The organism is Streptomyces sp. TOM-9, assembly GCF_056858595.1.
Map to the genome: position 1 here is coordinate 6,691,508 of NZ_JBXEQB010000001.1, position 23,493 is coordinate 6,715,000.

The 23,493-nt window shown below is 71.8% G+C and carries 24 protein-coding genes and 1 pseudogene (1 of these 25 running past the window's edge); 17 read left to right on the forward strand and 8 right to left on the reverse strand.

Annotation, left to right across the window (positions count from 1 at the left end):
* Positions 1 to 4: 4 nt before the first annotated feature.
* The gene (locus AC1VWI_RS31265; RefSeq protein WP_499514331.1) at positions 5 to 442 is read right to left on the reverse strand and encodes a hypothetical protein; all 438 of its coding nucleotides are present in this window, start codon (positions 440 to 442) and stop codon (positions 5 to 7) included.
* Between the two features lie 324 nt (positions 443 to 766).
* Here AC1VWI_RS31265 and AC1VWI_RS31270 point away from each other — a divergent pair, with 324 nt between their 5' ends.
* The 5 genes from AC1VWI_RS31270 to AC1VWI_RS31290 are packed head-to-tail and all read left to right on the forward strand — an operon-like array spanning position 767 to position 4,239.
* Complete coding sequence (locus AC1VWI_RS31270; protein ID WP_499514332.1) at positions 767 to 1,117, forward strand: WXG100 family type VII secretion target; 351 nt, start codon at positions 767 to 769, stop codon at positions 1,115 to 1,117.
* Between the two features lie 5 nt (positions 1,118 to 1,122).
* Entirely contained in the window at positions 1,123 to 2,547 is a 1,425-nt protein-coding gene (locus AC1VWI_RS31275) for a putative T7SS-secreted protein (RefSeq protein ID WP_499514333.1), read from the forward strand.
* Entirely contained in the window at positions 2,547 to 3,227 is a 681-nt protein-coding gene (locus tag AC1VWI_RS31280) for a hypothetical protein (protein ID WP_499514334.1), read from the forward strand. Before AC1VWI_RS31275 ends, AC1VWI_RS31280 begins: the two co-directional genes overlap by 1 nt.
* 32 nt (positions 3,228 to 3,259) lie before the next feature.
* Entirely contained in the window at positions 3,260 to 3,886 is a 627-nt protein-coding gene (locus AC1VWI_RS31285; RefSeq protein WP_499514335.1) for a hypothetical protein, read from the forward strand.
* Positions 3,883 to 4,239: a hypothetical protein gene (locus AC1VWI_RS31290; RefSeq protein ID WP_499514336.1), complete on the forward strand. Its 357-nt coding sequence runs from the start codon at positions 3,883 to 3,885 to the stop codon at positions 4,237 to 4,239. The genes AC1VWI_RS31285 and AC1VWI_RS31290 overlap by 4 nt, the downstream gene beginning before the upstream one ends.
* On the opposite strand, the gene AC1VWI_RS31295 is transcribed toward AC1VWI_RS31290, so the two are convergent.
* Together AC1VWI_RS31295 and AC1VWI_RS31300 are read right to left on the reverse strand one after the other, a co-directional pair.
* Positions 4,224 to 4,919, reverse strand: a complete 696-nt coding sequence (locus AC1VWI_RS31295; protein ID WP_499514337.1) for an alpha/beta fold hydrolase — start codon at positions 4,917 to 4,919, stop codon at positions 4,224 to 4,226. The two genes, AC1VWI_RS31290 and AC1VWI_RS31295, sit on opposite strands and share 16 nt — an antisense overlap.
* A 17-nt stretch (positions 4,920 to 4,936) precedes the next feature.
* Positions 4,937 to 5,341 (reverse strand): SRPBCC family protein, encoded by a 405-nt coding sequence (locus tag AC1VWI_RS31300; RefSeq protein ID WP_499514338.1) that lies wholly within the window; start codon positions 5,339 to 5,341, stop codon positions 4,937 to 4,939.
* A gap of 135 nt (positions 5,342 to 5,476) precedes the next feature.
* On the opposite strand from AC1VWI_RS31300, the gene AC1VWI_RS31305 reads away from it, so the two are divergent.
* Positions 5,477 to 5,986, forward strand: coding sequence for a GNAT family N-acetyltransferase (locus tag AC1VWI_RS31305; protein ID WP_499514339.1), 510 nt, complete (start codon positions 5,477 to 5,479; stop codon positions 5,984 to 5,986).
* Between the two features lie 12 nt (positions 5,987 to 5,998).
* On the opposite strand, the pseudogene AC1VWI_RS31310 reads toward AC1VWI_RS31305, so the two are convergent.
* Positions 5,999 to 6,588 (reverse strand): annotated as a pseudogene (locus AC1VWI_RS31310) (GNAT family N-acetyltransferase).
* Between AC1VWI_RS31310 and AC1VWI_RS31315 the strand changes: the two are divergent.
* Positions 6,587 to 6,967: a VOC family protein gene (locus AC1VWI_RS31315; protein WP_499514340.1), complete on the forward strand. Its 381-nt coding sequence runs from the start codon at positions 6,587 to 6,589 to the stop codon at positions 6,965 to 6,967. The pseudogene AC1VWI_RS31310 and the gene AC1VWI_RS31315 overlap by 2 nt on opposite strands.
* A 16-nt stretch (positions 6,968 to 6,983) precedes the next feature.
* On the opposite strand, the gene AC1VWI_RS31320 is transcribed toward AC1VWI_RS31315, so the two are convergent.
* Entirely contained in the window at positions 6,984 to 7,493 is a 510-nt protein-coding gene (locus tag AC1VWI_RS31320) for a cupin domain-containing protein (protein ID WP_499514341.1), read from the reverse strand.
* A 235-nt stretch (positions 7,494 to 7,728) separates the two neighbouring features.
* On the opposite strand from AC1VWI_RS31320, the gene AC1VWI_RS31325 reads away from it, so the two are divergent.
* On the forward strand, positions 7,729 to 8,151 hold the full coding sequence (locus AC1VWI_RS31325) for a hypothetical protein (RefSeq protein ID WP_499514342.1): 423 nt from the start codon (positions 7,729 to 7,731) through the stop codon (positions 8,149 to 8,151).
* Positions 8,152 to 8,228: 77 nt separating this feature from the next.
* Here the strand turns inward: AC1VWI_RS31325 and eccCa are convergent, their stop codons facing one another.
* Positions 8,229 to 12,179 (reverse strand): type VII secretion protein EccCa, encoded by a 3,951-nt coding sequence (gene eccCa, locus AC1VWI_RS31330; protein WP_499514343.1) that lies wholly within the window; start codon positions 12,177 to 12,179, stop codon positions 8,229 to 8,231.
* A 296-nt stretch (positions 12,180 to 12,475) separates the two neighbouring features.
* Here eccCa and eccD point away from each other — a divergent pair, with 296 nt between their 5' ends.
* The 6 genes from eccD to AC1VWI_RS31360 all read left to right on the forward strand — a co-directional run bounded on the left by eccD (position 12,476) and on the right by AC1VWI_RS31360 (position 19,610).
* Positions 12,476 to 13,945: a type VII secretion integral membrane protein EccD gene (gene eccD, locus AC1VWI_RS31335; protein ID WP_499514344.1), complete on the forward strand. Its 1,470-nt coding sequence runs from the start codon at positions 12,476 to 12,478 to the stop codon at positions 13,943 to 13,945.
* 190 nt (positions 13,946 to 14,135) lie between these two features.
* Entirely contained in the window at positions 14,136 to 14,423 is a 288-nt protein-coding gene (gene rpsO / locus AC1VWI_RS31340; protein ID WP_361804583.1) for a 30S ribosomal protein S15, read from the forward strand.
* 292 nt (positions 14,424 to 14,715) lie between these two features.
* A complete protein-coding gene (locus AC1VWI_RS31345; protein ID WP_499514345.1) occupies positions 14,716 to 16,941 on the forward strand; it encodes a polyribonucleotide nucleotidyltransferase in 2,226 nt (741 codons plus the stop codon).
* Entirely contained in the window at positions 16,938 to 18,314 is a 1,377-nt protein-coding gene (locus AC1VWI_RS31350; protein WP_499514346.1) for a M16 family metallopeptidase, read from the forward strand. The genes AC1VWI_RS31345 and AC1VWI_RS31350 overlap by 4 nt, the downstream gene beginning before the upstream one ends.
* 50 nt (positions 18,315 to 18,364) lie before the next feature.
* Entirely contained in the window at positions 18,365 to 19,117 is a 753-nt protein-coding gene (gene dapB / locus AC1VWI_RS31355; protein WP_499514347.1) for a 4-hydroxy-tetrahydrodipicolinate reductase, read from the forward strand.
* Between the two features lie 40 nt (positions 19,118 to 19,157).
* A complete protein-coding gene (locus AC1VWI_RS31360) occupies positions 19,158 to 19,610 on the forward strand; it encodes a hypothetical protein (protein WP_499514348.1) in 453 nt (150 codons plus the stop codon).
* A 14-nt stretch (positions 19,611 to 19,624) separates the two neighbouring features.
* Here AC1VWI_RS31360 and argB read toward each other — a convergent pair whose 3' ends face one another.
* A complete protein-coding gene (gene argB, locus AC1VWI_RS31365; protein WP_499514349.1) occupies positions 19,625 to 20,503 on the reverse strand; it encodes an acetylglutamate kinase in 879 nt (292 codons plus the stop codon).
* A gap of 191 nt (positions 20,504 to 20,694) precedes the next feature.
* Complete coding sequence (locus tag AC1VWI_RS31370) at positions 20,695 to 21,243, reverse strand: SCO5741 family PH domain-containing membrane protein (protein ID WP_499514350.1); 549 nt, start codon at positions 21,241 to 21,243, stop codon at positions 20,695 to 20,697.
* A 167-nt stretch (positions 21,244 to 21,410) separates the two neighbouring features.
* On the opposite strand from AC1VWI_RS31370, the gene thyX reads away from it, so the two are divergent.
* The 3 genes from thyX to AC1VWI_RS31385 all read left to right on the forward strand — a co-directional run.
* Entirely contained in the window at positions 21,411 to 22,148 is a 738-nt protein-coding gene (gene thyX, locus AC1VWI_RS31375; protein ID WP_499514351.1) for an FAD-dependent thymidylate synthase, read from the forward strand.
* A 168-nt stretch (positions 22,149 to 22,316) separates the two neighbouring features.
* Entirely contained in the window at positions 22,317 to 23,216 is a 900-nt protein-coding gene (dapA, locus tag AC1VWI_RS31380; RefSeq protein WP_499514352.1) for a 4-hydroxy-tetrahydrodipicolinate synthase, read from the forward strand.
* Between the two features lie 123 nt (positions 23,217 to 23,339).
* Positions 23,340 to 23,493: the 5' end (the start) of a ribonuclease J gene (locus AC1VWI_RS31385; RefSeq protein WP_499514353.1), read on the forward strand. The gene runs 1,532 nt beyond the window's last position; the window shows 154 of its 1,686 coding nt (coding positions 1–154); its start codon is at positions 23,340 to 23,342; the stop codon falls past the right edge of the window.

Below are 23,493 nucleotides of genomic sequence, written 5' to 3' on the forward strand. Positions count from 1 at the left end.
GGCCCTAGCCGAAGGGGGTGTGGATCGAGGCCTGGCGGGCCTGCTCCTCCTGCTCGGTGCGGGTGTAGTGGCCGGTGCTGGTGTGGAGCTTGTCGCTGATGTCCTGCAGCATGCGCTTGAGGTTGAGGACCTGGTCGCCCCAGCGGATGTCCATGCTCATGAGGGAGCCCGCGGTGGCCCAGGAGCCCCCGTCGGGCGGACCCGGAGCGGTGTGCCTGTTGAGGCCCGTGACGGCGCCAAGGGTGTCCTCGTCGGCCTTGTTGTCGACGTTCTCGGTGTCACCGCGCAGTTCGACCAGCGCGTTGGCGGCCTCGTCCAGGCGCTGGGTGTCGACCTTCGTCGTCCCGGCGGACGTACCGCCGCCTCCTGGATCCGCGGGGACGGAGTTCAGCCGCATCCGCGTGGCTCCGCCGCCCTGTGAACCGTCGAAGGGAGTGCTCATCCCTTTGTCCCATCCCCGTTGACTGCGATCCCGGCACGTCCGCCGTGCGTGCGGTCCCCTGACTCCGGAACCGTGCCATCGCCTAAGCGAGGACATGCCAATTGCACCCGAACATACCGGATCACGTCCGGGGCGCACCGGGCACCCTGCGTCCCGTGAGGAACCCGCGCACACCGTGCCCCCGTCAGGGCACGTAGAGATCCTGAGGGGAGCACCCGGGAGGGGGTGAAGCGGCACGTGGGGGAGCGGTAGCCTCGGTGGGTCGGCTGAAACCACCGCCCCTGGTGCTGAAGCACGGCGGGCGGTCCACGCGGGGGACACACATTGGGTGACCACTTCAAGGTCGAGGTCCAGGACCTCGACCGGCTGCTGAAGCAGTTGCACGACAGCCAGGACGACATGCGCAAGGCGCTGGGCGCGCTGAAGGACGTGGGTCCGAAGAGCACCGGCAGCGAGGCGCTGGACAACGCCTGCGACGAGTTCCACGACAGCTGGGACAACGCCATCGGGAAGATCGCGGACGGCACGCAGCAGATCGAGGAGAAGCTCAAGGCCACCAAGGACAACTACGAGGCCACGGAGCAGGCGATCCGCGACGCCATGACGCAGGGCGCGGCGCCGAAGCCCACGCCCTCCCCGTCCCCGCAGGCGCGGCCCACGGCGGGTGCGCGGTGACGGCGGTGGAATACCCCTCCATAGGCTTCGACCCGGCGCCGGGGAAGCTGGAGAGCGTCGAGGACCTCACCTCCAAGCTCTCGCGGGCCGCGACGGGCCTGGACAACGCCTACACGACGCTCACCGGGATCACCAAGGGCGGCAAGACCTGGGAGGGCGAGGCCGCGAGCGCCTTCGCCGAGAAGGTCGGCGACCTGCCGCGCTACGTGGGCGACAGCCGGGACGCACTGCGCGAGGCCTCGCTCCAGCTGTCGTCGTGGCGCTCGAAGCTGGCGGAGTACCAGCACAAGGCCCGGGAGTACGAGGCGCAGGCCAAGGCCGCCAAGGAGCGGGAGAAGGCCGGGCAGGGCACCTACGACCGCGCGACGTCCGCCTACAACCAGGCGGCGGCGGACCCGGCGCTGCGCCTGGCGGGCCAGTACTACGCGACGCAGAGCGAACTCGCCGACGCCCAGGCGAAGATCGACGCGGCGTCGAACCGGCTGAACCAGGCGGGCAAGGACCTCGACTCCGCGGGGAAGCAACTGGAGAAGGCGCAGCAGGAGCTCGAGGACATCATCAAGCGGGCCGAGGAACTGCTGGAGCACCACCAGTCCGACGCCCGGGGCATCGCGGACCGGCTGCGCAAGGCCAACGACAAGGCGCCCGACACGGGGTTCTTCGAGGGACTGGCGGACGCGTTCACCAAGCTGGGGCACAGCATCCAGAACTGGTGCGTCGAGCACGCCGACCTGCTCAAGCAGATCGGTGACTGGCTCAGCATCGCCTCGACGGTGATGGGCGTCCTCTCCCTGCTCACGCTCTGGTGCCCGCCGCTGTCCGGTGCCTTCGCGCTCGCGGGCGGCGCGCTGTCGCTGGGCGCCCTGGCCACGCACGGGGCGGCGAAACTGGGCGGCGCGGACGTCAGCGCGATGGACCTGATCGGTGACGGTCTGGGCGTCATCCCCATCGGCAAGCTGGGGAAGGTCGCGATGAAGGGCGTCAAGATCCCGATGAAGCTCTACAAGGTGAACGGCAGGACCATCGCCTCCATCGAGCACGTGACCAAGATCCGGGCGCTGAAGAACGCCGGCTACACGGTCGAGAAGCTGGAGGGCAAGGTCGGCCTGCTGCGGCGGGAGGCACTGCCGGGCAGCAAGATGGTCAGCGCCGAGGGCTTCGGCAACCGCATGAAGATGGCCTGGGACAACCACGTCCTGGACACCGTCGGATCCTCCGCCAAGGAGAAGGCGCTGAGCTGGGCGGTGGAGAAGTTCGCCCCGCAGAGCGTCAAGAACTCCCTCGGCGCGGCCATCCGGGCCGACGGCACGCTCGACCCCATGTCGTGGTGGGCCAAGGGACCGCAGGTCGCGCAGCAGGCCCCCGGTATCGTGACCGGCGTCTACAACATGTTCAACAATTCGGACACGCCCGCGGCCGGGAGGCTTTGATGAGCACGTCGCTCCACGAGGCGCCGGGCGTGCTCGTCGAGTTCGAGTCCCCGGACGTCTTCCACGAGATCCCGCTGCACCTGCCGCCCGACGCCCTGGACGCGCAGGTGGCCGAACTGGCCGCGCGCATCTGGCCGGGCGGCACCGACTTCCAGCGGGAGGCCACCGCCGCGGTGTACCGCGAGGTCGCCGGATCGCTGGACGCCGACGGGGTCCTGCACGCGGCCCTCGGCCTGTTCGCCACCGAGGACGACCGGATCAGCACGGCCAACCTGCTGGTGCGCATCGAGGAGGTCGAGCCGGGCGACCCGGGAATCGCGGCGGCGGCGCTGCACGAGATGCTCTCGCTGGAGCCGCACCGGGACGTCCACCAGGTGGACCTGGAGTGCGGTCCCGCCGTGGTGTCGTTCCACGCGACGGAGGTCGACGGCGAACAGGTCGCGGCCCCCTTCGCGTTCCTGCACATCGAGCTCTACGTGCCGTCGCCGTTCGGCGGCTATCTCGTCGTCTTCTCGCTCAGCACCCCGAGCCTGGCGGACCTGCCCGTGTACGTCTCGCTGATGTCCGAGATCGGGGAGAGCGTGCACTTCGCACGCGACCGCGGCACTTTCGGCGGCACCCCCGCAGGCCCACCGGAGCAGCCCGGCACGGGCGGCGACGTCCGCTCCGTCTTCGGGTGACACAGGACAGGACGCGATCGGATGGGTATCGGATGAGTGTCGTTTCGTTCCAGGTACGGCCGCCCTCCGAACAGGAGCGCCGGCAGGCCGGGTTCAAGCTGCAGAAGGTCATCCGCCCCCGGCGGGGCGGCGAGACCGTGTACGTCGGGCACGGTGCTCCCGCCGGCGGCTCCGGGGCCGACGCGAAGCCGCGGTTCGCGATGTACCGGGACCTGGCCGGACGGGAGACGCTCGGCTTCGTCGTACGGCCGGTGGGCGGGCAGTCGTCCGGCGGGCGGCTGTCGGTGCTCGGCCCGGGCGGCGAGGAACTGGGCGAGCTGGGGACCCCGGCGAAGCGGGCGCGGTGGCGGCCGCGCTGGGAGATCAGGCTGCCGGGCGGCCGGGTGCTCGCCGGGCACGGCGGGACGACGACCTCGTGGGCGGTGTTCGTGCTGCTGTCGCCGCTGTGGCTCGTCCTCAACCTGTTCTGGGCGGTCGGCGGCACCGGTGACTCCGCCTGGTCGCTGCCCGTCCGTACGGCCTGGCGGCAGGGGGTCGGTTCGCCGGCGTCGCTGAAGTACTACGGGATGTCCGAGCGGTACAAGGTGCGGACGGACCGGCTGGACGTACGGGTGGCGTACGCGCAGGCCGTGGTCCACCGCTCGCACGGCACCGCGTGACCGCCCCGCCCCTCCTCGCCGCCCCGCGCAGGAACAGGCCCGGGCTGCTCGCGCAGTTCGTCCTGCAGCGGCTCTGGCTGCCGCTGCGGGACGCGTACGCGACCGAGCGGATCCGCGCCCGGATCGCCGCCGCCGAGCGCCGGCCGGCGGCCCACCGGGCGCGGGACGCCGACGGCGGGGCGGTGCTCGCCGTCACCGTCCCCGCCCGGCTCTTCCGTGGTGCGGGCCCGGACCGCGCCTCCGCCGTCGCCGCCGCGGAGGGCTGGACGACGGAGGTACGCGGCACGGGGCGGGACCAGTGGAGCCCCGGCGCCCTGCACCTTCGCCGGCCGCTGCCTCAGCCGGGCAGATAGCCCACCAGAAGGTCCGCCAGCCCGCCCGGGTCGGCGAGCGCCACCAGGTGCCCACCCGGCAGGACGTCCGGTTTGACGCCGAGCCGTTCCCGGGCCACCCTCTGCTGGAAGGCGGCGGGGAACAGCCGGTCGTCGCGGCCCACGACGACGCGGGTGGGCACCTGCGGCCAGGCGGGCAGCGGGAAGGGCACGCCGAACGGGGTGTCCGACTGCCGGTTCCCCTGGGCGAGGGCCTCGTCCGCCACGGGGCGCGGAAGGTCGTGGAAGAAGGTGACCAGGGGGTCGAACTCCCCGTCCACCGGACGTCCCTCGGCGAGGTCGAGGGCGCGCCGGGCCTCCGGCTGGCCCGTGGCGGCCCACCAGTCCCCGGCGGTCTCGCCGGGGACCGGGACCATCGCGTTGACCAGGACGAGCAGGACGAGCCGGTCCCCCAGCGGTTGGCAGGCCAGGGGCGCGCTGAAGCCGGCCATCGACTGGGCGACCAGCACCAGCGGCGCGCGGTCGCCCGCGGCGGCGACGGCCGCGTCGGCGTACTCCTGCAGGCCCGCGGAGTCGTCCGCGGTGGGCAGGTCCACCGCGACCGCGGCGTGGCCGCGGCGGCGCAGCTCCGGCACGAGCAGGTGCCAGTACCAGGTGCCGCCGCCCGCCCCGGGGACCAGGACGAAGGTCGTCTCCGTCACGTCCGTCCGCCCTCCCTTCAGGACTTCGTCAGGACGGAGGTGAAGCTGTCCAGGATGTGGTTGGCGCCGGCCTCGGCCGTGGCGCAGTGCTCCTCGGGGACCCCGGGCTGGTGGTAGACGACCTCGGTCCTGTCCCCGCGGTCGGTGAAGGTGGCGTCCATGACGACCTCGGGCGCGCCGGGGACGTCCATCGTCCACACCAGCCGCTTGTGCACCTCCACCTCGCGGTACACCCCGCTCAGCGGCATCTCGCCCTGCGGCGTGGTGATGGTGGCGCGCCAGGCGCCGCCCGGGCGGACGTCGCTGGCGACGGTGGGCAGCGGCGCGCCGAACCACTGGGCGAAGTACTCCCGCTCGGTCCACACCTTCCACACCTTGGCGAGCGGGGCGTCGAAGACCCGGGTAATGGTGATGTCGTTCATGATGCTGCCTTCCTGGTCGGGCCGGGCCACTGCGGAACGGCTCCGGGAGGTAGGACCGGCCGGGCCGGCGGAACTCATCGGTGGCGGTGTCCGACCCGTGTGGTGTGATCGGCAGGAGCGACGAGGGAGCGGAAGATGGCAGCGCAGGTACGGATCGAGCCGTGGGCGGAGGGCGACCTCGACCTGCTGCGCCGGGCGAACGCGCCGGGGATGATGCGGCACCTCGGCGGCCCCGAGACCGAGGAGCAACTGCTCGTCCGGCACGAGCGGTACCTGGCGAGCGGCGGCGAGGGTGGTGGCGGGATGTTCAGCATCGTGCTGCTGCCCGAGAGTGTCCCGGCCGGGAGCATCGGCTACTGGGAGAAGTCCTGGCGGGGCGGGACGGTGTACGAGACCGGCTGGGGCGTCCTGCCCGAGTTCCAGGGGCGCGGGGTCGCCGTGGCCGCCGGGGAGGCCGTCATCGCCCGGGCGGCGGCCGAGAAGGGCCCGCGCTTCCTGCACGCCTTCCCCAAGGTCGACAACCACCCCTCGAACGCGATCTGCCGCAAGCTCGGCTTCACGCTGGTGGAGGAGTGCGACTTCGAGTACCCGCCGGGGCACCCCATCCGCTGCAACGACTGGCGCCTGGAGCTCTACGTCCCGTGAGGCCGGCCGCGGTCACCACAGGTCGCCGTCGCGCCAGTCGCAGATGAGCGGGCCGGACAGGTCGAGCGGGGCGGGCCCGGGCAGCACGAGCACGCAGTCGTCGTCCTCGGGGGTGCGGACGACACCGTCCGGCGTCAGCGCCGCGGTGGGGCCGCGCCAGGGCCGCCAGCCGCGCGCGGTGTAGAAGGCGGCGGCTCCGTCGGCGGCCGCCAGCGCCCCCAGGTCGTGGGCGCCGCGCACCAGCCGTTCCAGGGCGTCCATCAGCGCGGCGCCGTGCCCGCGTCCCCGGTGGTCGGCGCGCACGCCGACGGCCTCCAGGTAACCGGCGCGCAGCGCCCTTCCTCCGTGCAGCAGGCGGCGCTGGACGAGGGCGGCGTGCCCGACGAGGCCGCCGTCCTCCCACACCAGCGCGTGCATGCCGCCGAGGGCGTGCTCCCAGTCGGCGTCGGACAGGCCGCCCTCGAAGGCGGCGTCCAGCAGCGAGCGCGCCGCGCCGAGCACGGCGGAGTCCAGGTCGGCGGTGTGGGCGACGGTGACGCGGGCCATGTCCCCATCCTGGCAGGCCCGTCCGGGTCCGGCGCCGGCTGCCACAATCGACGCATGCTGACCCTCGGGACGATCGTGCTCGGAGTGACGGACGTGCGGCGCGCCGCGGCCTTCTGGGGCGCCGCCCTCGGCTACGTGCCCCGCGACGGCGAGGTGCGGGCGGAGGACGACTGGGCGGTGCTGGTGCCCGCCGCGGGAGCGGCAGGACCCGGGCTCGCGCTCGGCACCAGCGACACCCCGGTGCAGGAGCACCCCCGGGTCCACCTGGACCTGTACGCGGACGACGCCGCCGGACAGGCGGCGGAGGTGGAGCGGCTGGTCGCCCTGGGCGCCGGGCGGGTCGACTGGGACCTCTACCCGCCGGACCCCGACTTCGTCGTGCTGGCCGACCCCGAGGGAAACCGTTTCTGCGTCATCGACAAGAGCGTCGGCTGACCGCCGCCCCCGTACGTCACAGCGGTTCCGGCCCGACCTGCGGCGGGTCCACGAAGAAGCTGTCGTGGCGGAGCAGGAACTCCCGGAACGCCGCACCCCCGCGCTGCGCCATCTCGCCGGCCCGCTCGAAGTACTCCTCCCGGGGCGCGCCGGGCGCGAAGAGCAGCAGCATCGACGCGGGTTCGTCGGAGTCGTTCTGGAAGGCGTGCAGTCCTCCGGGCGGCACGTGGAGGAAGTCCCCGGGACGGGCGGTGATCCAGCGCTCCCCGTCGAAGAGCTGCACCGCCCCGGAGAGGACGAAGAAGGACTCGGAGATGGACCGGTGGAAGTGGGTGCTGGGGCCGGGGGAGCCCGGGCCCATGTCGATCCGGTACAGGCCGAAGCCGCCGTCCGTCGACGCGTGCGTGGCGAGGTAGTGGGTGCGGTTGCCCGAAGGCGCGACCACGTCCGCGGCGGTGTCGGCGGAGCGGAACAGCGCGCTGATCTCGCCCTGTTCTCCGAGGTAACGGGGCTCGGGGTAGGACATGATCGCTCGTCGCCTCCTTCGGCATCGTTCAGACAGACCGTGCCACATCTGATCGAGGAACTCCGATCAGCGCTCCGGGAAGGACGGCCGAAAGGTTGACGAAGCGTGTCCGTGCCGCCCGGCCCGCGCACCCGCGACGGCGCCCGCGACCGCCGACCGTGGTTGCGGCGTCCCCCTGATGGCACGATGGCATGAGCACACCCGTCACCACACTCTCGACCGGGGGAACGGACCGATGAGCAAGGAGATCAGCGACGCGGACCTGACGGACGTCGCGGACGACCCCGCACAGGCCCGCCGACTGCACAAGGCGCTCAGGACGCTCGCCGACAACCCCACCGTGGACGGCACGCTCAAGGAGATGGCGCGGGAGGTGCTCTCCGGTCGCCTCGGCATGCGCGAGGCACTGGGCTCCAGCGCCTACCTCGGTGCGATCGGCGACCGCATGGCCGAGCTGAAGCGGGCCGACGAACGGCTGACGCCCGAGGAGCGGGCCGCGCAGGAGGAGCGCGCCCGGCGCTGGTTCGAGCAGCAGGCCGAGGAGGAAGCCGGGGACGACCGGGAGGACGAGGCGGCCGGCGGCCACCGCCCGGCCGCCGTCCGGCGCGACCCCCGGGACGTCCCGCCCGCCTACCGGCCGCCGGCCCCGCGGGACTGAACGCGGACACGCGAGCGGGGGCGGGCCGTCCGGCCCGCCCCCGCTCGCGTGTCCCGGCGCCGCGCGCCGGAACGGGCTCAGCTCTCCGGCAGGAAGCCGGTCTGGATGAGCTGGTTGCCGCGGCGCCGCGTGATGAACTGCGCACGGCCCGGGGGCAGCCTGGACGCCTTGACGTTGCCGAAGACCGGGCCCTCGCCCGGGTCGCCGGAGAGCAGCACACCGGTCGCGCCCAGCTCCTTGACGCGGGTCAGGAACGGCTCGAAGGACGACCGGGACGCCCCCGAGGTGCTGCGTGACAGCACGATGCGCAGACCCAGGTCACGGGCGAACGGCAGGTACTCCATCAGCACCTGCATCGGGTTGCCCATCGAGGTGGCCACCAGGTCGTAGTCGTCCACGAAGACCCAGGCGTCCGGCTCGCTGTACCAGCTGCGGTTGCGCAGCTGCTCTGGCGTGACGTCCTGGCCGGGCATCCGGCGGCTCATGGAACCGGCCAGCGACTCCATGACCTCCTGCAGCTGCGGGCCGGAGGCGCAGTACTTGTACACGTGGCTCTCCGGCACCTGGCCGAGCAGCGCCCGGCGGAAGTCGGAGACCACGAACAGCGCCTTGCCGGACTCGTAGCGCTCGCTGACCTGCTTGGCGATCAGCCGCAGCAGCGAGGACTTGCCGGACTCGCTCTCGCCGTAGATGACGAACAGCGGGTCGGTCTCGAAGTCCACGAACACCGGCGACAGGGTGAGTTCGTCCACACCGATCGCGATGCCGCGGTCGGAGAAGTCGCCGCCCTTGGGCAGCTCGGTCGACGGCAGCATCGTCGGCAGCATCCGCACCTTCGGCGCGGTGGGCCCCGACCAGTTGGCGTTGACCGTGGCCACGAACTGCGCCATGCCCTCGGAGAGGTCCTCCACGTTCGAGGAGGCGTCGACGCGGGGCAGCGCCGCCAGGTAGTCCAGCTTCTCCGGGGACAGACCGCGGCCCGGCTTGCCGACCGGCACGTTCTCGGCGCGCCTGCGGTCGAACTCGGACTCCATCGGGTCGCCGAGCCGCAGCTCCAGCCGGCTGAGGACCTGGTCGCGCAGCGCGGGCCGGATCTCGGTGTAGCGGGTGGCGGTGATGACCAGGTGGATGCCGAAGCCCAGACCGCGGGTGGCGATGTCGTTGATGACCGGGTCGAGCATCTCGTAGTCGGTCTTGAAGGTGCTCCAGCCGTCGATGACGAGGAACACGTCGCCCCACGGCTGGTCGGGGAAGTGCCCCGAGGCCCGGCGGGAGCGGAAGGTGTTCATCGAGTCGATGACGTTGGTGCGGAAGAACTCCTCGCGGGCATTGAGGATGCCGTGCACCTCGGCCACCGTACGGCGGACCTTCTCCGCGTCCAGGCGCGAGGCCACCCCGCCGACGTGCGCCAGCCCGTCCAGGGCCAGCATGCCGCCGCCGCCGAAGTCCAGCGCGTAGAACTGCACTTCCTTCGGGGTGTGGGTGAGTGCGAAGGACGCGATCAGGGTGCGCACCAGCGTCGACTTGCCGGACTGCGGGCCGCCGACGACCAGCGCGTGACCGCCGGAGCTCGACAGGTCCGCGTACATGACGTCACGGCGCTGCTCGAAGGGCTTGTCGACCAGGCCGACCGGCACCTGGAGCTTGCCGGTGGCGGTGTAGCCGTCGGCGTGCAGACCCCGCTCGGCGCTCACCGTCAGCGGCGGCAGCACCTGGTCGACGCTGAACGGCTCGTCCAGCGGCGGCAGCCACACCTGGTGGGCGGGCGGCCCCTGGCCCTCCAGCCGGCCGACGATGACGTCGAGCACGGTGTCGGCCAGCGCGTCGTCCACCTGCCCGGCGCGGGGCTGCGGCTCCGGCTCGGTGACGATGCGCACGGGCACGGGCGAGGCGGTGAACAGCACGGGGGAGCGGTCGATGCGTGCCCCGCTCGCCGTCCGCGTGCCCGGCGCCCGGTAGGTGCCGGACACGTACGCGGCCTTGAACTGCACCATCGTGTCGGTGCCGTACTTCAGGATGCCCGCGCCGGGGACGTTGGGCAGGTGGTACGCGTCGGGCACGCCGATCGCGGTGCGCGACTCGGCGGCGGAGAAGGTCCGCAGACCGATGCGGTACGACAGGAAGGTGTCCAGACCGCGCAGCTTGCCCTCCTCCAGGCGCTGCGAGGCCAGCAGCATGTGCACGCCCAGCGATCGGCCGATGCGGCCGATCTGGATGAACATCTCGATGAAGTCCGGCTTGGCGGCGAGCAGCTCGGAGAACTCGTCGATGATCAGGATCAGCGAGGGCAGCGGGTCGAGCGCCGCGCCCGCAGCGCGGGCCTTCTCGTAGTCCGTGATGTTGGCGTAGTTGCCGGACTGCCGCAGCAGCTCCTGGCGGCGGGTCAGCTCACCGGTGATGGAGTCGCGCATGCGGTCCACCAGGGTGAGCTCGTCGGCCAGGTTGGTGATGACCGCCGACACGTGGGGCATCGTGCCCATGCCGGTGAAGGTCGCGCCGCCCTTGAAGTCGGCGAGCACGAAGTTGAGGGTCTCCGAGGAGTGCGTCACGGCCAGTCCCAGTACCAGCGTGCGCAGCAGCTCGGACTTGCCGGAACCGGTGGCGCCGACGCACAGGCCGTGCGGGCCCATGCCCTCCTGGGAGGCCTCCTTGACGTCCAGCATGACCGGCTCGCCGGTCTCGCCCAGGCCGATCGGCACCCGCAGCCGCTCGTGGAGGGTCCGCGGCCGCCAGGTCCGCGCGACGTCCACCGACGAGGCGTCGCCGATCCCCATCAGGTCGGTGAAGTCCAGGTTCGCCAGCAGCGGTTCGTCGGCGTCGGCGGCGCCCAGCCGCAGCGGCGCGAGCTGCCGCGCCAGCGACTCGGCCTGTACGGGTGACAGCACGTCGGGGACGCCGGTGAAGGTGCCGGCCCCGGCCTCCAGGTACAGCTGGTCGCGCCACACCTGGATGGACAGCGAGCCGCGCGCCTCGTCCAGCTCGCCGGGGACGACCTCCAGGATCGTGACGCCCTGCAGGCCCTCGGCGGAGGCGATCACGGAGTCCGCCGGCACGCCGCCGCCGTCCAGCACGATCACCACGTGCGGCTGGTCCAGCACCGTCTGGCCCTCGCGGTTGAAGCGCGGCCTGCCGTCCAGCTCGTCCGCCAGCAGCTCCTCGACCTCACCCAGGTCGCCGCATATCAGACGGCGCGAGCCCGCGCCGTCGTGCTCCTTGTGCTGCGCGTGCGGCAGCCACTTGACCCACTCCCACTCCGACTGCGCGCCGGGCGCCGCCACGACGGCGACGACCAGGTCCTCCGGCGAGTGCAGGGAGCACAGCTGGCCCACGATGGAGCGGGTCTGCCCGTAGACGGTGTCGGGGTCCCCGGAGACCGTCACGTGGTAGAAGGAGCGCAGGCCCACGGCCAGCGGCAGGTTGTCCAGCGAACCGTGCGCCGCGATGAACTGCTGCATCGAGTGCGCGGTCAGCGGTTCCAGCTCGTCCACCGGGGCGGTCTCCGGCGCCACCAGCGGCGTCGACAGCTGCTGGGGCCCCAGGCCCACCCGCACCTGCGCGAAGTCCGGGTCGCTGAGCCGGCGTTCCCACACCCGCGAGCCCTCGGCGACCAGCGCCCACAGCTGTTCGGGCGCGGGGTGCAGGTAATACTGTGCGTCGCGCTGCTTGCGGGCGGTCTTGCGCACCCCGCGGCGTATCTGCGCCAGGTACTTCAGGTAGTCCCGGCGGGCCTCCGCCATCTGCCCCGACGGCCCCTTGCGGGAGCGCACGATCTGGGCCACCACCATCGCCACGGTGGAGCCCATCATGAGCACGCCCATGACCTTCATGAACCCGCCGGAGGTCCCCGACCCCGTCGGCAGGAAGAAGAATGCCGCCGACGAACCCATGCCGAGCATCGGCAGCAGATTCATCAGCAGGCCCTGGTCCTCGCCGCGTGGCAGTTCGGGCGGGGCTTCGAGCCGTACCTCCTCATTCGGCACCTCCGGCGGGTAAACCCGCGGCGGGCGCTTGATGACGACCACGCTCACCGATGCACCAGTCCTTCACGCGAATCGCAGTTTCGGGCCGCCCCCGTGGCGACGGTCCCCCGTATGACACGTCCCGGTCGCGCTCCACCCCCGCACGGGGCGGGCATTGGACCACAGGCAGGTGGCGATCCTACTGGGCATGACAGTCACAGGGCACTGGGACGGGTGAGGGACAAGGGACTTGGGGTACCCGGTAGGGTGACGGATCGCGAAGCGCGGAACGGGGGTCCGACCCTGGACGGCCGCGTGGACCCGACCTCTACCCATCCATCACCGGACGAGGGGGACCACTCCAGGTGAGCACGATCTCAGCGACGGGATTCTGCAGAGTCACGGTGGCGGCGCCGAACAGCCGGATCGATGTGGCACTTCCGGAGGACGTACCGCTCTCCGACATCCATCCCGAGATACTGCGCCTGTCGGGCCAGACGCCCGACGAAGCCGCCCCCACCGGCTACAACTTGGTCCGCCGTGACGGGCGTGTCCTCGACGACACCCTGTCCCTGGCCGAACAGCGCGTCCACGACGGCGAGTTGCTGCTGCTGCGTCCGTTCGCGGACTCGCTGCCGCCCGCCGTGTTCGACGACGTCGTCGATGCCGTCGCCGCCGCGGTCCAGACCGACCGCCGCAGCTGGAACGACGGCCTCATGCGCGGCGTGGGCCTGACCGCGGGCGTCATCCTGCTCGCGCTCATGGCCTTCGTGCTCTGGTTCTCCGAGCCGGTCAAGCACGACATGCACGGCCTCCCCGGCATCCTCGCCGGCGCCGCGGGCCTGGTGCTGGTGGCGCTCGCCTCGGTGCGCGCCCGCGTGTACGACGACCGGCACTCCGCCGTCGCCCTCGGCCTCGCCTCCCTGCCGCTGCTGCTCGTCGCCGGCTCCGGGGTCATGGGCGTCGGCAAGACCGAGGGACCCGGCCGGCTGCACTTCCTCATCGGCTGCGTCGTGGTGCTCGTCGCCGCCGTGCTCCTTGTGCTGATGCTGCCGCAGGGGGACGCGCCGTTCGTCGCGGCCTCCTTCACCGCAGGCGTCGGCACCGTGGCCACCTTCGTGGCGATCCTCACGGACGCCGCGCCGCGCGAGGCGGCCGCCGTCACCGCCGTCGTCATGATCGCCGTCATCGGCTTCCTGCCCGGCTGGTCCGCCCGCTTCGCCCGGCTGCCCATCGGTTTCCGCTCGCCCGACCAGGTCCAGGCCCGGCACCGCGGCGACGGCGACCGGCAGGGCGAGGAGGAGCCGGTCGACTTCGACCGGATCACCAACCAGGCCCGTCGCGGCCACGAGCTGCTGCTGGGCCTGGTCGGCGGCTGCGCGGCCGCGATCGTCGGCTCCGCCGGCGTCGTGCTCGGCTTCTCCGACAGCGCCTGGGCGCAGCTGCTCGCCCTCGCGATGGGCCTGGCGACGCTGATGCGCGCCCGGCTGTTCCGCTACACCTCGCAGGTCGTGACGCTGATGGTGGCCGGTGTGATCACCATCGGGCTGCTGATCATCGGTCTCGCCCTCAACCTGCCGACCGACGTCCTCACCGACCTGCTGCGCGGCAACCACTCCTCGCTCGACATCCGCACCGTGTGGCTGTCCGCCGCGGTGGCCCTGGGCGCCACCCTCCTGGTCGCGATCGCCCTCGTCGTCCCGAGCAAGGGCGTCACCCCCTTCTGGGGCCGGATGCTCGACCTCGCCGAGGCGACCGTGCTGCTCTCCCTCATCCCGCTCGCCCTCGCGGTCCTCGACCTGTACGCCGAGGCCCGCGGCATGACCAGCGGCTGAGCCGGGACGCCCGCGAGCCGCCCGCAGCACCGCCACCCCGGCCCCAGAGATCGCACCGGGCCCGGGGTGGTACTCTGTGTGACCGATGCGTCCGCCCATGTGCGGCGCGTCATGCCTTCCGAGTCATCGCAGCTTCTCCTGTGACGCAGACCAGGGGCGCTCGGAGGCACCGACACCACAAGGAGACCGCATGTCGCTCGACGTCGCGACGAAGAAGCAGATCATCGCCGAGTTCGGCACCAAGGAGGGCGACACCGGCTCCCCCGAGGTCCAGGTCGCGCTGCTCTCGCGCCGCATCTCGGACCTGACCGAGCACCTCAAGACCCACAAGCACGACCACCACTCCCGTCGTGGTCTGCTGATCCTGGTCGGCCAGCGCCGCCGCCTGCTGCAGTACCTGGCCAAGAAGGACATCCAGCGCTTCCGTGCGCTCGTCGAGCGCCTCGGCATCCGCCGTGGCGCGGCCGGCGCCCGCTGAGACGCCGTAAAGGGAGCGGTTCCCGTCCGGGAGCCGCTCCCTTGGCGTACGTACGGGACCGCGCTGGGCGCGAGACCGGGACCGAAGCTTTGTAGTCTGGTCCCATACACAACGCCATAGAGCATGCGGAGGGAGCGTCCTCCTAAACGCCACCAGAGCCGGTCCTCGGTAGTGGCCCCCGGGCAGCACGTACGTCCCGGTGGCTTCGATCGAAGACCGGCCCGGCGGGACGCCCCTCCACCGACGGCTCCCGGGAAGACGCCCGGGGGCACGAAAGAGGAGAATCCCCATAGTGGAGAACGAGACCCACTACGCCGAAGCCGTGATCGACAACGGCAGCTTCGGCACCCGTACGATCCGCTTCGAGACGGGCCGCCTGGCCCGTCAGGCCGCCGGCTCGGCCGTGGCCTACCTGGACGACGACACCATGGTGCTGTCGGCCACCACCGCCTCGAAGCACCCGAAGGACCAGCTCGACTTCTTCCCGCTGACGGTGGACGTCGAGGAGCGCATGTACGCGGCCGGGCGGATCCCCGGTTCCTTCTTCCGCCGTGAGGGCCGTCCCTCCGAGGACGCGATCCTCACCTGCCGCCTGATCGACCGCCCGCTGCGCCCGTCCTTCAAGAAGGGCCTGCGCAACGAGATCCAGGTCGTGGCGACGATCATGGCACTCAACCCCGACCACCTCTACGACGTGGTCGCCATCAACGCCGCCTCCTGCTCCACGCAGCTGGCCGGTCTGCCGTTCTCCGGCCCGGTCGGCGGCGTCCGCGTCGCGCTGATCCGCGGCCAGTGGGTCGCCTTCCCGACCCACAGCGAGCTGGAGGACGCCGTCTTCGACATGGTCGTGGCCGGCCGCACCCTCGAGGACGGCGACGTCGCGATCATGATGGTCGAGGCCGAGGCCACCACCAAGACGATCAAGCTCGTCGAGGACGGCGCCGAGGCGCCGACCGAGGAGGTCGTCGCGGCGGGCCTGGAGGCCTCCAAGCCCTTCATCAAGGTGCTGTGCAAGGCGCAGGCCGACCTCGCCGCGAAGGCCGCCAAGGAGACCGCCGAGTTCCCGATCTTCCTGGACTACCAGGACGACGTGTTCGAGGCGCTCGAGGCCGCCGTCTCCGACGAGCTCAAGCAGGCGCTGACCATCGCCGGCAAGCAGGCCCGCGAGGCCGAGCTGGACCGCGTCAAGGGTCTCGCCGCCGAGAAGCTGCTCCCGCAGTTCGAGGGCCGCGAGAAGGAGATCTCCGCGGCCTACCGCTCGCTGACCAAGAAGCTGGTCCGCGAGCGCGTCATCAAGGACAAGGTCCGCATCGACGGCCGCGGTGTCACCGACATCCGCACCCTGGCCGCCGAGGTCGAGGCCATCCCGCGGGTGCACGGCTCGGCCCTGTTCGAGCGCGGTGAGACCCAGATCCTGGGCGTCACCACCCTCAACATGCTCCGCATGGAGCAGCAGCTGGACACGCTCGCGCCCGAGACCCGCAAGCGCTACATGCACAACTACAACTTCCCGCCGTACTCCGTCGGCGAGACCGGCCGCGTGGGCTCCCCCAAGCGCCGCGAGATCGGCCACGGCGCGCTGGCCGAGCGGGCCATCCTCCCGGTCCTGCCGGCCCGCGAGGACTTCCCGTACGCCATCCGCCAGGTCTCCGAGGCGCTCGGCTCCAACGGCTCCACCTCGATGGGCTCGGTCTGCGCCTCCACCATGTCGCTGCTGAACGCCGGTGTGCCGCTGAAGGCCCCCGTCGCCGGCATCGCCATGGGCCTGATCTCCCAGGAGATCGACGGCGAGACCCACTACGTCACCCTCACCGACATCCTCGGTGCGGAGGACGCCTTCGGCGACATGGACTTCAAGGTCGCCGGCACCAAGCAGTTCGTCACGGCGCTGCAGCTGGACACCAAGCTCGACGGCATCCCGGCGTCGGTCCTGGCCGCGGCCCTCAAGCAGGCCCGCGACGCCCGTCTGCACATCCTCGACGTGATGATGGAGGCGATCGACACCCCGGACGAGATGTCGCCGAACGCCCCGCGCATCATCACCGTCAAGATCCCGGTGGACAAGATCGGTGAGGTCATCGGCCCCAAGGGCAAGATGATCAACCAGATCCAGGAGGACACCGGCGCCGAGATCACCATCGAGGACGACGGCACCATCTACATCGGTGCCGCCGACGGCCCGTCCGCCGAGGCCGCCCGCGCCACGATCAACGGCATCGCCAACCCGACGATGCCCGAGGTCGGCGAGCGCTACCTGGGCACGGTCGTGAAGACCACCACCTTCGGTGCCTTCGTCTCCCTGCTCCCGGGCAAGGACGGCCTGCTGCACATCTCGCAGATCCGCAAGCTGGCCGGCGGCAAGCGCGTCGAGAACGTCGAGGACGTCCTCGCCGTGGGCTCCAAGGTCCAGGTCGAGATCGCCGAGATCGACCAGCGCGGCAAGCTGTCGCTGATCCCGGTCATCGAGGGCGAAGAGACCGCGGCCGACGACAAGGCCGAGGACGCGTCCGAGAAGTGACCACCGGCTCCACACGCGTGACGGCCCGCCCCTCCACCAAGGGGCGGGCCGTCCGCACGCAGACCCTGCTGCCCGGCGCCGACGGCATCGGTACGGTCCGGCGCAGCGTCCTCCCCGGGGGACTGCGCGTCGTCACCGAGACCCTGCCGACGGTGCGCTCCGCGACCTTCGGCATCTGGGTCGGCGTCGGTTCCCGCGACGAGACCCCGGCACTCAACGGCGCCACGCACTACCTGGAGCACCTGCTCTTCAAGGGCACCGCGCGGCGCAGCGCACTCGAGATCTCCTCGGCCATCGACGCCGTCGGCGGCGAGATGAACGCCTTCACGGCCAAGGAGTACACGTGCTACTACGCGCGTGTCCTCGACACCGACCTGCCGCTCGCCATCGACGTGGTCAGCGACATGCTGACCGGGTCCCTGATCCGCCAGGAGGACATCGACGCCGAGCGCGGTGTGGTCCTGGAGGAGATCGCGATGACCGAGGACGACCCCGGGGACCAGGTCCACGACCTGTTCGCCACCGCCATGCTGGGCGACTCCCCGCTGGGCCGCCCCGTCCTCGGCACGGTCGACACCATCAACGCCCTCACCCGCGACCAGGTCGCCCGCTTCTACCGGAAGCACTACGATCCGACCCGGCTGGTCGTCGCCGCCGCGGGCAACATCGACCACGCCACCGTCGTCCGCCAGGTCCGCAAGGCCTTCGAGGACGCGGGCGCCCTCCGCGACGCGGACGCCGTGCCCCGCCCACCGCGCGACGGCACCCGCACGATCCGCGGCCAGGGCCGGGTGGAGCTGCTGGAGCGCCGCACCGAGCAGGCCCACGTCGTGCTCGGCATGCCGGGGCTGTCCCGGCACGACGACCGGCGCTGGGCGCTGGGCGTGCTCAACACGGCGCTCGGCGGCGGGATGAGCTCCCGGCTGTTCCAGGAGGTCCGCGAGAAGCGCGGCCTCGCCTACAGCGTCTACTCGTACACCTCGTCCTTCGCGGACTGCGGCCTGTTCGGCGTGTACGCCGGCTGCCAGCCGCGCCGCGTCCACGAGGTCCTGAAGATCTGCCGCGAGGAGCTCGACCAGGTCGCCGAGCACGGGCTGAGCGACGAGGAACTGCACCGCGCCATCGGTCAGTTCTCCGGCTCGACCGTGCTCAGCCTGGAGGACACCGGCGCGCTCATGAACCGGATCGGCAAGAGCGAGCTCTGCTGGGGCGAGCAGATGTCGGTGGACGCCACACTGGAGAGGATCGCCGCGGTCACCCCCGACGAGGTGCGCGCGGTCGCCCGCGACGTCCTGGGACAGCGTCCCTCGCTGGCCGTCATAGGCCCGCTGAAGGACCGGCAGGCCGCCCGCCTGCACGAGTCCGTCGTCTGAGCCTGAGCCGTACCGACCGTCTCGAACGTCTGGACCGGAGGACTGGAACGATGAGCAAGATCCGTGTGGGTGTGATCGGGGCCCGCGGCCGGATGGGCGCCGAGGCGGTCAAGGCCGTCGAGGCCGCGGACGACCTGGAGCTCGTGGCGGCGATCGGCCGCGAGGACAAGCTGGAGACCCTGGCCGAGAACGAGGCCCAGGTCGCGGTGGAACTGACCACCCCGGGCTCGGTCATGGGCAACCTCGACTTCTGCCTGCGGCACGGCATCCACGCCGTGGTCGGCACGACCGGCTGGACCGACGAGCGCCTGGACACCCTGCGCGGCTGGCTCGGCGCCACGCCGGGCACCGGTGTGCTCATCGCCCCGAACTTCGGCATCGGGGCGGTCCTGGCGATGCGCTTCGCCCGCCAGGCGGCCCGCTTCTTCGAGTCCGCGGAGATCGTCGAACTCCACCACCCGGACAAGGTCGACGCCCCCAGCGGCACCGCCGTGCGCACCGCGCAGCTCATCGCCGACGCCCGCCGCGAGGCCGGGCTCGGCGCGCAGCCGGACGCCACCGCCACCGCCCTGGACGGCGCGCGCGGCGCCGACGTCGAGGGCGTGCCCGTGCACGCGGTGCGGCTGCGCGGTCTTGTCGCCCACCAGGAGGTGCTCTTCGGCGACGCCGGAGAGGTCCTCACCATCCGTCACGACTCCATGAACCGCGGCTCCTTCATGCCGGGCGTGCTGCTCGGCGTGCGCAGGGTCGTCTCCACGCCGGGACTCACCTTCGGCCTGGAGCACTTCATGGACCTCGACTGACCGACCGAGAGACGACAGACTGAGAGCCGGTTCGCCCACCATGCGCGCAAAGATCACCTACTTCGTCCTCGCGGCCGTCCTGGTCGTGTACTTCGTGCTGGCCGGCGCCCGTGGCGTCTGGCTGATCCAGGACGGCCGACCGGTCACGGTGGTCCTCGGCGTGGCCGTGCTCGTGCTGCCGCTGGTCGGCGTCTGGTTCCTGGTCCGTACGACGCAGTTCGCGCGCAACGCGGACCGGCTGGCCCGCGAACTGGAGGCCGAGGGCGGCCTGCCGGAGGACGAACTGGTGCGCACCCCGAGCGGGCGCGTCGACCGCGCCTCCGCCGACGCGGTCTTCGCCCGGCGCAAGGCCGAGACGGAGGCCGCGCCGGAGGACTGGCGGACGTGGTTCCGGCTCGCGGTCGCCTACCACGACGCCCGCGACACCCCGCGGGCGCGCAAGGCCATGCAGCGGGCGATCGCCCTGCGCGGGAAGGCGCCGCAGACCCCCTGAACGGGGCCCCGGCCTCAGCCCGGCAGGACGGTCGTCCCGGCCTCCCCGGGGGCGCCGGTCAGCGCGCGCAGCAGGGCGTGCGGGGCGCGCCCGTCCAGCACCCGTGCGGTGCGGACACCGGCGCGGACCGCGCGCAGGCAGCTCTCCATCTTCGGCACCATGCCGCCCCCGAGTGACGGCAGCATCCGTTCCAGCTCGGTGGCGGTCAGCCGGTCCAGCACCCGCTCCCGGCACGGCCAGTCCGCGTACAGCCCGGGCACGTCCGTCAGCACCACCAGGGCTTCCGCGCCCAGCGCGGCGGCGAGCGCGCCGGCGGCCGCGTCCGCGTTGACGTTGTAGACCTCGCCGTCCGTGCCGCGGCCGAGCGGCGAGACCACCGGGATGTGCCCGTGGTCCAGCAGCATGTCCACGGCGGCCGTGTTGACCTCCGTCACGTCCCCGACCAGGCCGATGTCCATCAGCTCCCCGCCGACCTCGGCGTAGCGGCGCACCGCGGTGAGCGTGTGCGCGTCCTCGCCGGTGAGCCCGACGGCGTACGGGCCGTGCTCGTTGAACAGCCGCACCAGCTCCCGCTGCACCTTGCCGGCGAGCACCATCCGCACGACGTCCAGCGTCTCCGGCGTGGTGACGCGCTGACCGCCCAGGAAATGCGCAGGTACGCCCAGCCGGTCCAGCTGCGCGCTGATCTGCGGACCGCCCCCGTGCACCACCACGGCCCGCACCCCGGTCCGCCGCAGCAGCACCACGTCCGCGGCGAAGCCGCGCAGCAACGCCCCGTCGGTCATGGCGTGCCCGCCGAACTTCACGACGACGGTGCGGCCCCGCAGCGGTTCCAGCGCGGGCAGCGGCGCGGGATGCGTGAGGAGCGTGTTCGGATGCGGCGGTGCGAGCAAGAGTCGCTCCAGGTCCTCGGCGGGCCGGGTCGGCCGGACGCTAACAGCCGCAGGCAAACCCCCGATGACGCCCGGCTGTCGCCTCTACGCCGTCTCCCGCCACCGGTGCGCGTCCCGGACGGGCGGGGCCTCGTCGCACCGCCTCGTCGACGTGCCCGGCCCGGACCGGGGCGTGGCGCCCCGCTGAGCCCTCAGCGGCTCAGCTCGGAGGCCCAGCCCTCTATGGCGTCGGCCGCCTGGTCGAAGGCCTCCGTACGGCCGAGGAAGTCCGCGTTGTGGTCGGTGAGCAGCGGTCGCAACCGCTGGCCGTCCGCCCGCGTGACGACCAGGGCCTGGCCCTGGACGGTCCGGGGCAGCCCCAGCCACTTCACCGGCTGCTGGGCCGTACGGACGGCCCCGACCCGGTTCCACGGCAGCGTCGTGGTGTAGAAGAGCCCCACCTGCCGCAGCCCGCGCGTGCTCACCCAGAACCCCACGCGCAGCAGACGCAGCGCGCAGACGATGGCCAGCACGGCGGCGACGACCGTCGCGGCGACCCCGGGCCCGTTGCCCGCGAGCCCCATGATCACTCCCGCGATGAGCAGGTACGAGGCGAGCACCAGCAGCATCGCCGCCGCGGCGACCCGCCAGGGCCCCGGGCGGTAGGGACGGATCCACCCGTCCTGGACCCGGTGCGGAAGGGCGGCGTCCGCGGCGTACTCGTCGTGGCCGCTGTCGGCGGCGAGGAAGGGCAGAGACACATCGGTGAGGCTAGCGGGCCCCGCCGGGACCGGCCAGCAGTGGTCCGCCGGTCGTCTGCCTTGCTCCGCTTTGCGGGGGGTGGGGCCGGTGTCGACGGGTGTCGGGCGATGTCGGAGCGGGCGCATAGGCTGGGCGCCGCCCCAAGCTCCATGAGGAAGGACGCCCGGTGACCGACATCTCCGCCGACGATTCCGTGCAGTTCCGCGACGACGTGACCGTCGAGCTCGTCAAGCACAGCGCCGCCGACTCCGACGTGCTGTGGGCCGCCCGGGTCTCCACGGCCGGCGAACAGTCCCTGGCGGAGCTGACGAAGGACCCCGAGCGCTCCAAGGGCCTGATCAACTACCTCATGCGGGACCGCCACGGCAGCCCCTTCGAGCACAACTCCATGACCTTCTTCATCAGCGCCCCGATCTTCGTCTTCCGCGAGTTCATGCGCCACCGCGTCGGATGGTCGTACAACGAGGAGTCCGGCCGGTACCGCGAGCTGCAGCCGGTCTTCTACGTGCCGTCCACGGAGCGCAAGCTGGTGCAGCAGGGCCGCCCCGGGAAGTACGAGTTCGTGCACGGGTCCCCGGAGCAGCACCAGGCCGCCGTGGACGCCATGGAGGCCTCCTACCGGCATTCCTACGAGGCCTACCAGAAGATGCTGGCGGCCGGCGTCGCCCGCGAGGTCGCCCGGGCCACCCTGCCCGTCGGCCTGTTCTCGTCGATGTACGCCACCTGCAACGCCCGCTCGCTGATGCACTTCCTCGGCCTGCGCACCCAGCACGAGCTCGCCACGGTCCCGTCCTTCCCGCAGCGGGAGATCGAGATGGTCGGGGAACGGATGGAAGCCGAATGGGCGAAGCTCATGCCGCTCACCCACGCCGCCTTCAACGCCAACGGCCGGGTCGCTCCGTAGCAGGTCACCACTCATCCGGAATCTTCCGATTGCCGGGTTTCATGCTGTTCGTCTAGTCTTCAGAAACGGATTCCGGTGCTGCTTGAACCCCCGAGCAGGCAGCGCCGGAGTCCTCATCGCAGGTCCCGAGGGGGTGTCCCGGCACCGGCACCGAGTAGCGTTGGACTCATGGCTCCGACCTCCACCCCGCAGACCCCCTTCGGGCGGGTCCTGACCGCAATGGTCACGCCGTTCACCGCGGACGGCGCCCTCGACCTCGACGGCGCGCAGCAGCTCGCCGCCCACCTCGTCGAGGCAGGCAACGACGGCCTGGTCGTCAACGGCACCACCGGTGAGTCGCCGACCACCAGCGACGTGGAGAAAGAGCAGCTCGTCCGGGCCGTACTGGAGGCGGTGGGCGACCGCGCGTTCGTCGTCGCCGGCGTCGGCACCAACGACACCCACCACACCGTCGAGCTGGCCCGCCAGGCGGAGCGCGCCGGCGCCCACGGCCTGCTCACGGTGACGCCGTACTACAACAAGCCCCCGCAGGAGGGCCTGTACCGGCACTTCACCGCCGTCGCGGACGCCACCGGTCTTCCGGTGATGCTCTACGACATCCCCGGCCGCAGCGGCGTCCCGATCGAGACCGAGACCCTGGTCCGGCTCGCCGAGCACCCCCGGATCGTCGCCAACAAGGACGCCAAGGGCGACCTCGGCGCCGCGAGCTGGGCCATCAGCCGCAGCGGCCTCGCCTGGTACTCCGGCGACGACATGCTCAACCTGCCGCTGCTCTCCGTCGGCGCCGCCGGCTTCGTCTCCGTCGTGGGACATCTGGTCAGCCCTGAGCTGCGGGCCCTCCTCGAGGCGTATCTCTCCGGTGACATCCACAAGGCGGCCGAGATCCACCAGAAGCTGCTCCCGGTCTTCACCGGGGTCTTCCGCACCCAGGGCGTCATCACCACCAAGGCCGCCCTGGCCCTGCAGGGGCTGCCCGGCGGCCCGCTCCGGCTCCCGCTCGTGGAGCTCGGCGAGGCCGCGACGGCACAGCTGAAGCAGGATCTCGCCGCCGGCGGGGTACAGCTGTAACCAAAGACTTAAGAACTGAATATCGCTCCATGAGGACAACGCAACAGAAAGCACGCTGTCATGCGCGCACGGTGTCCCCGGGTGTCCGCCCGGGGCCTGTGGCGTGCGTGGTGAGGAGATACTTTGAGCCATCCGCACCCTGAGCTCGGCCCGCCCCCCGCGCTGCCCGAGGGGGGCTTGCGCATCACCCCGCTCGGCGGTCTCGGCGAGATCGGCCGCAACATGACGGTCTTCGAATACGGAGGCCGGTTGCTGATCGTCGACTGCGGGGTGCTCT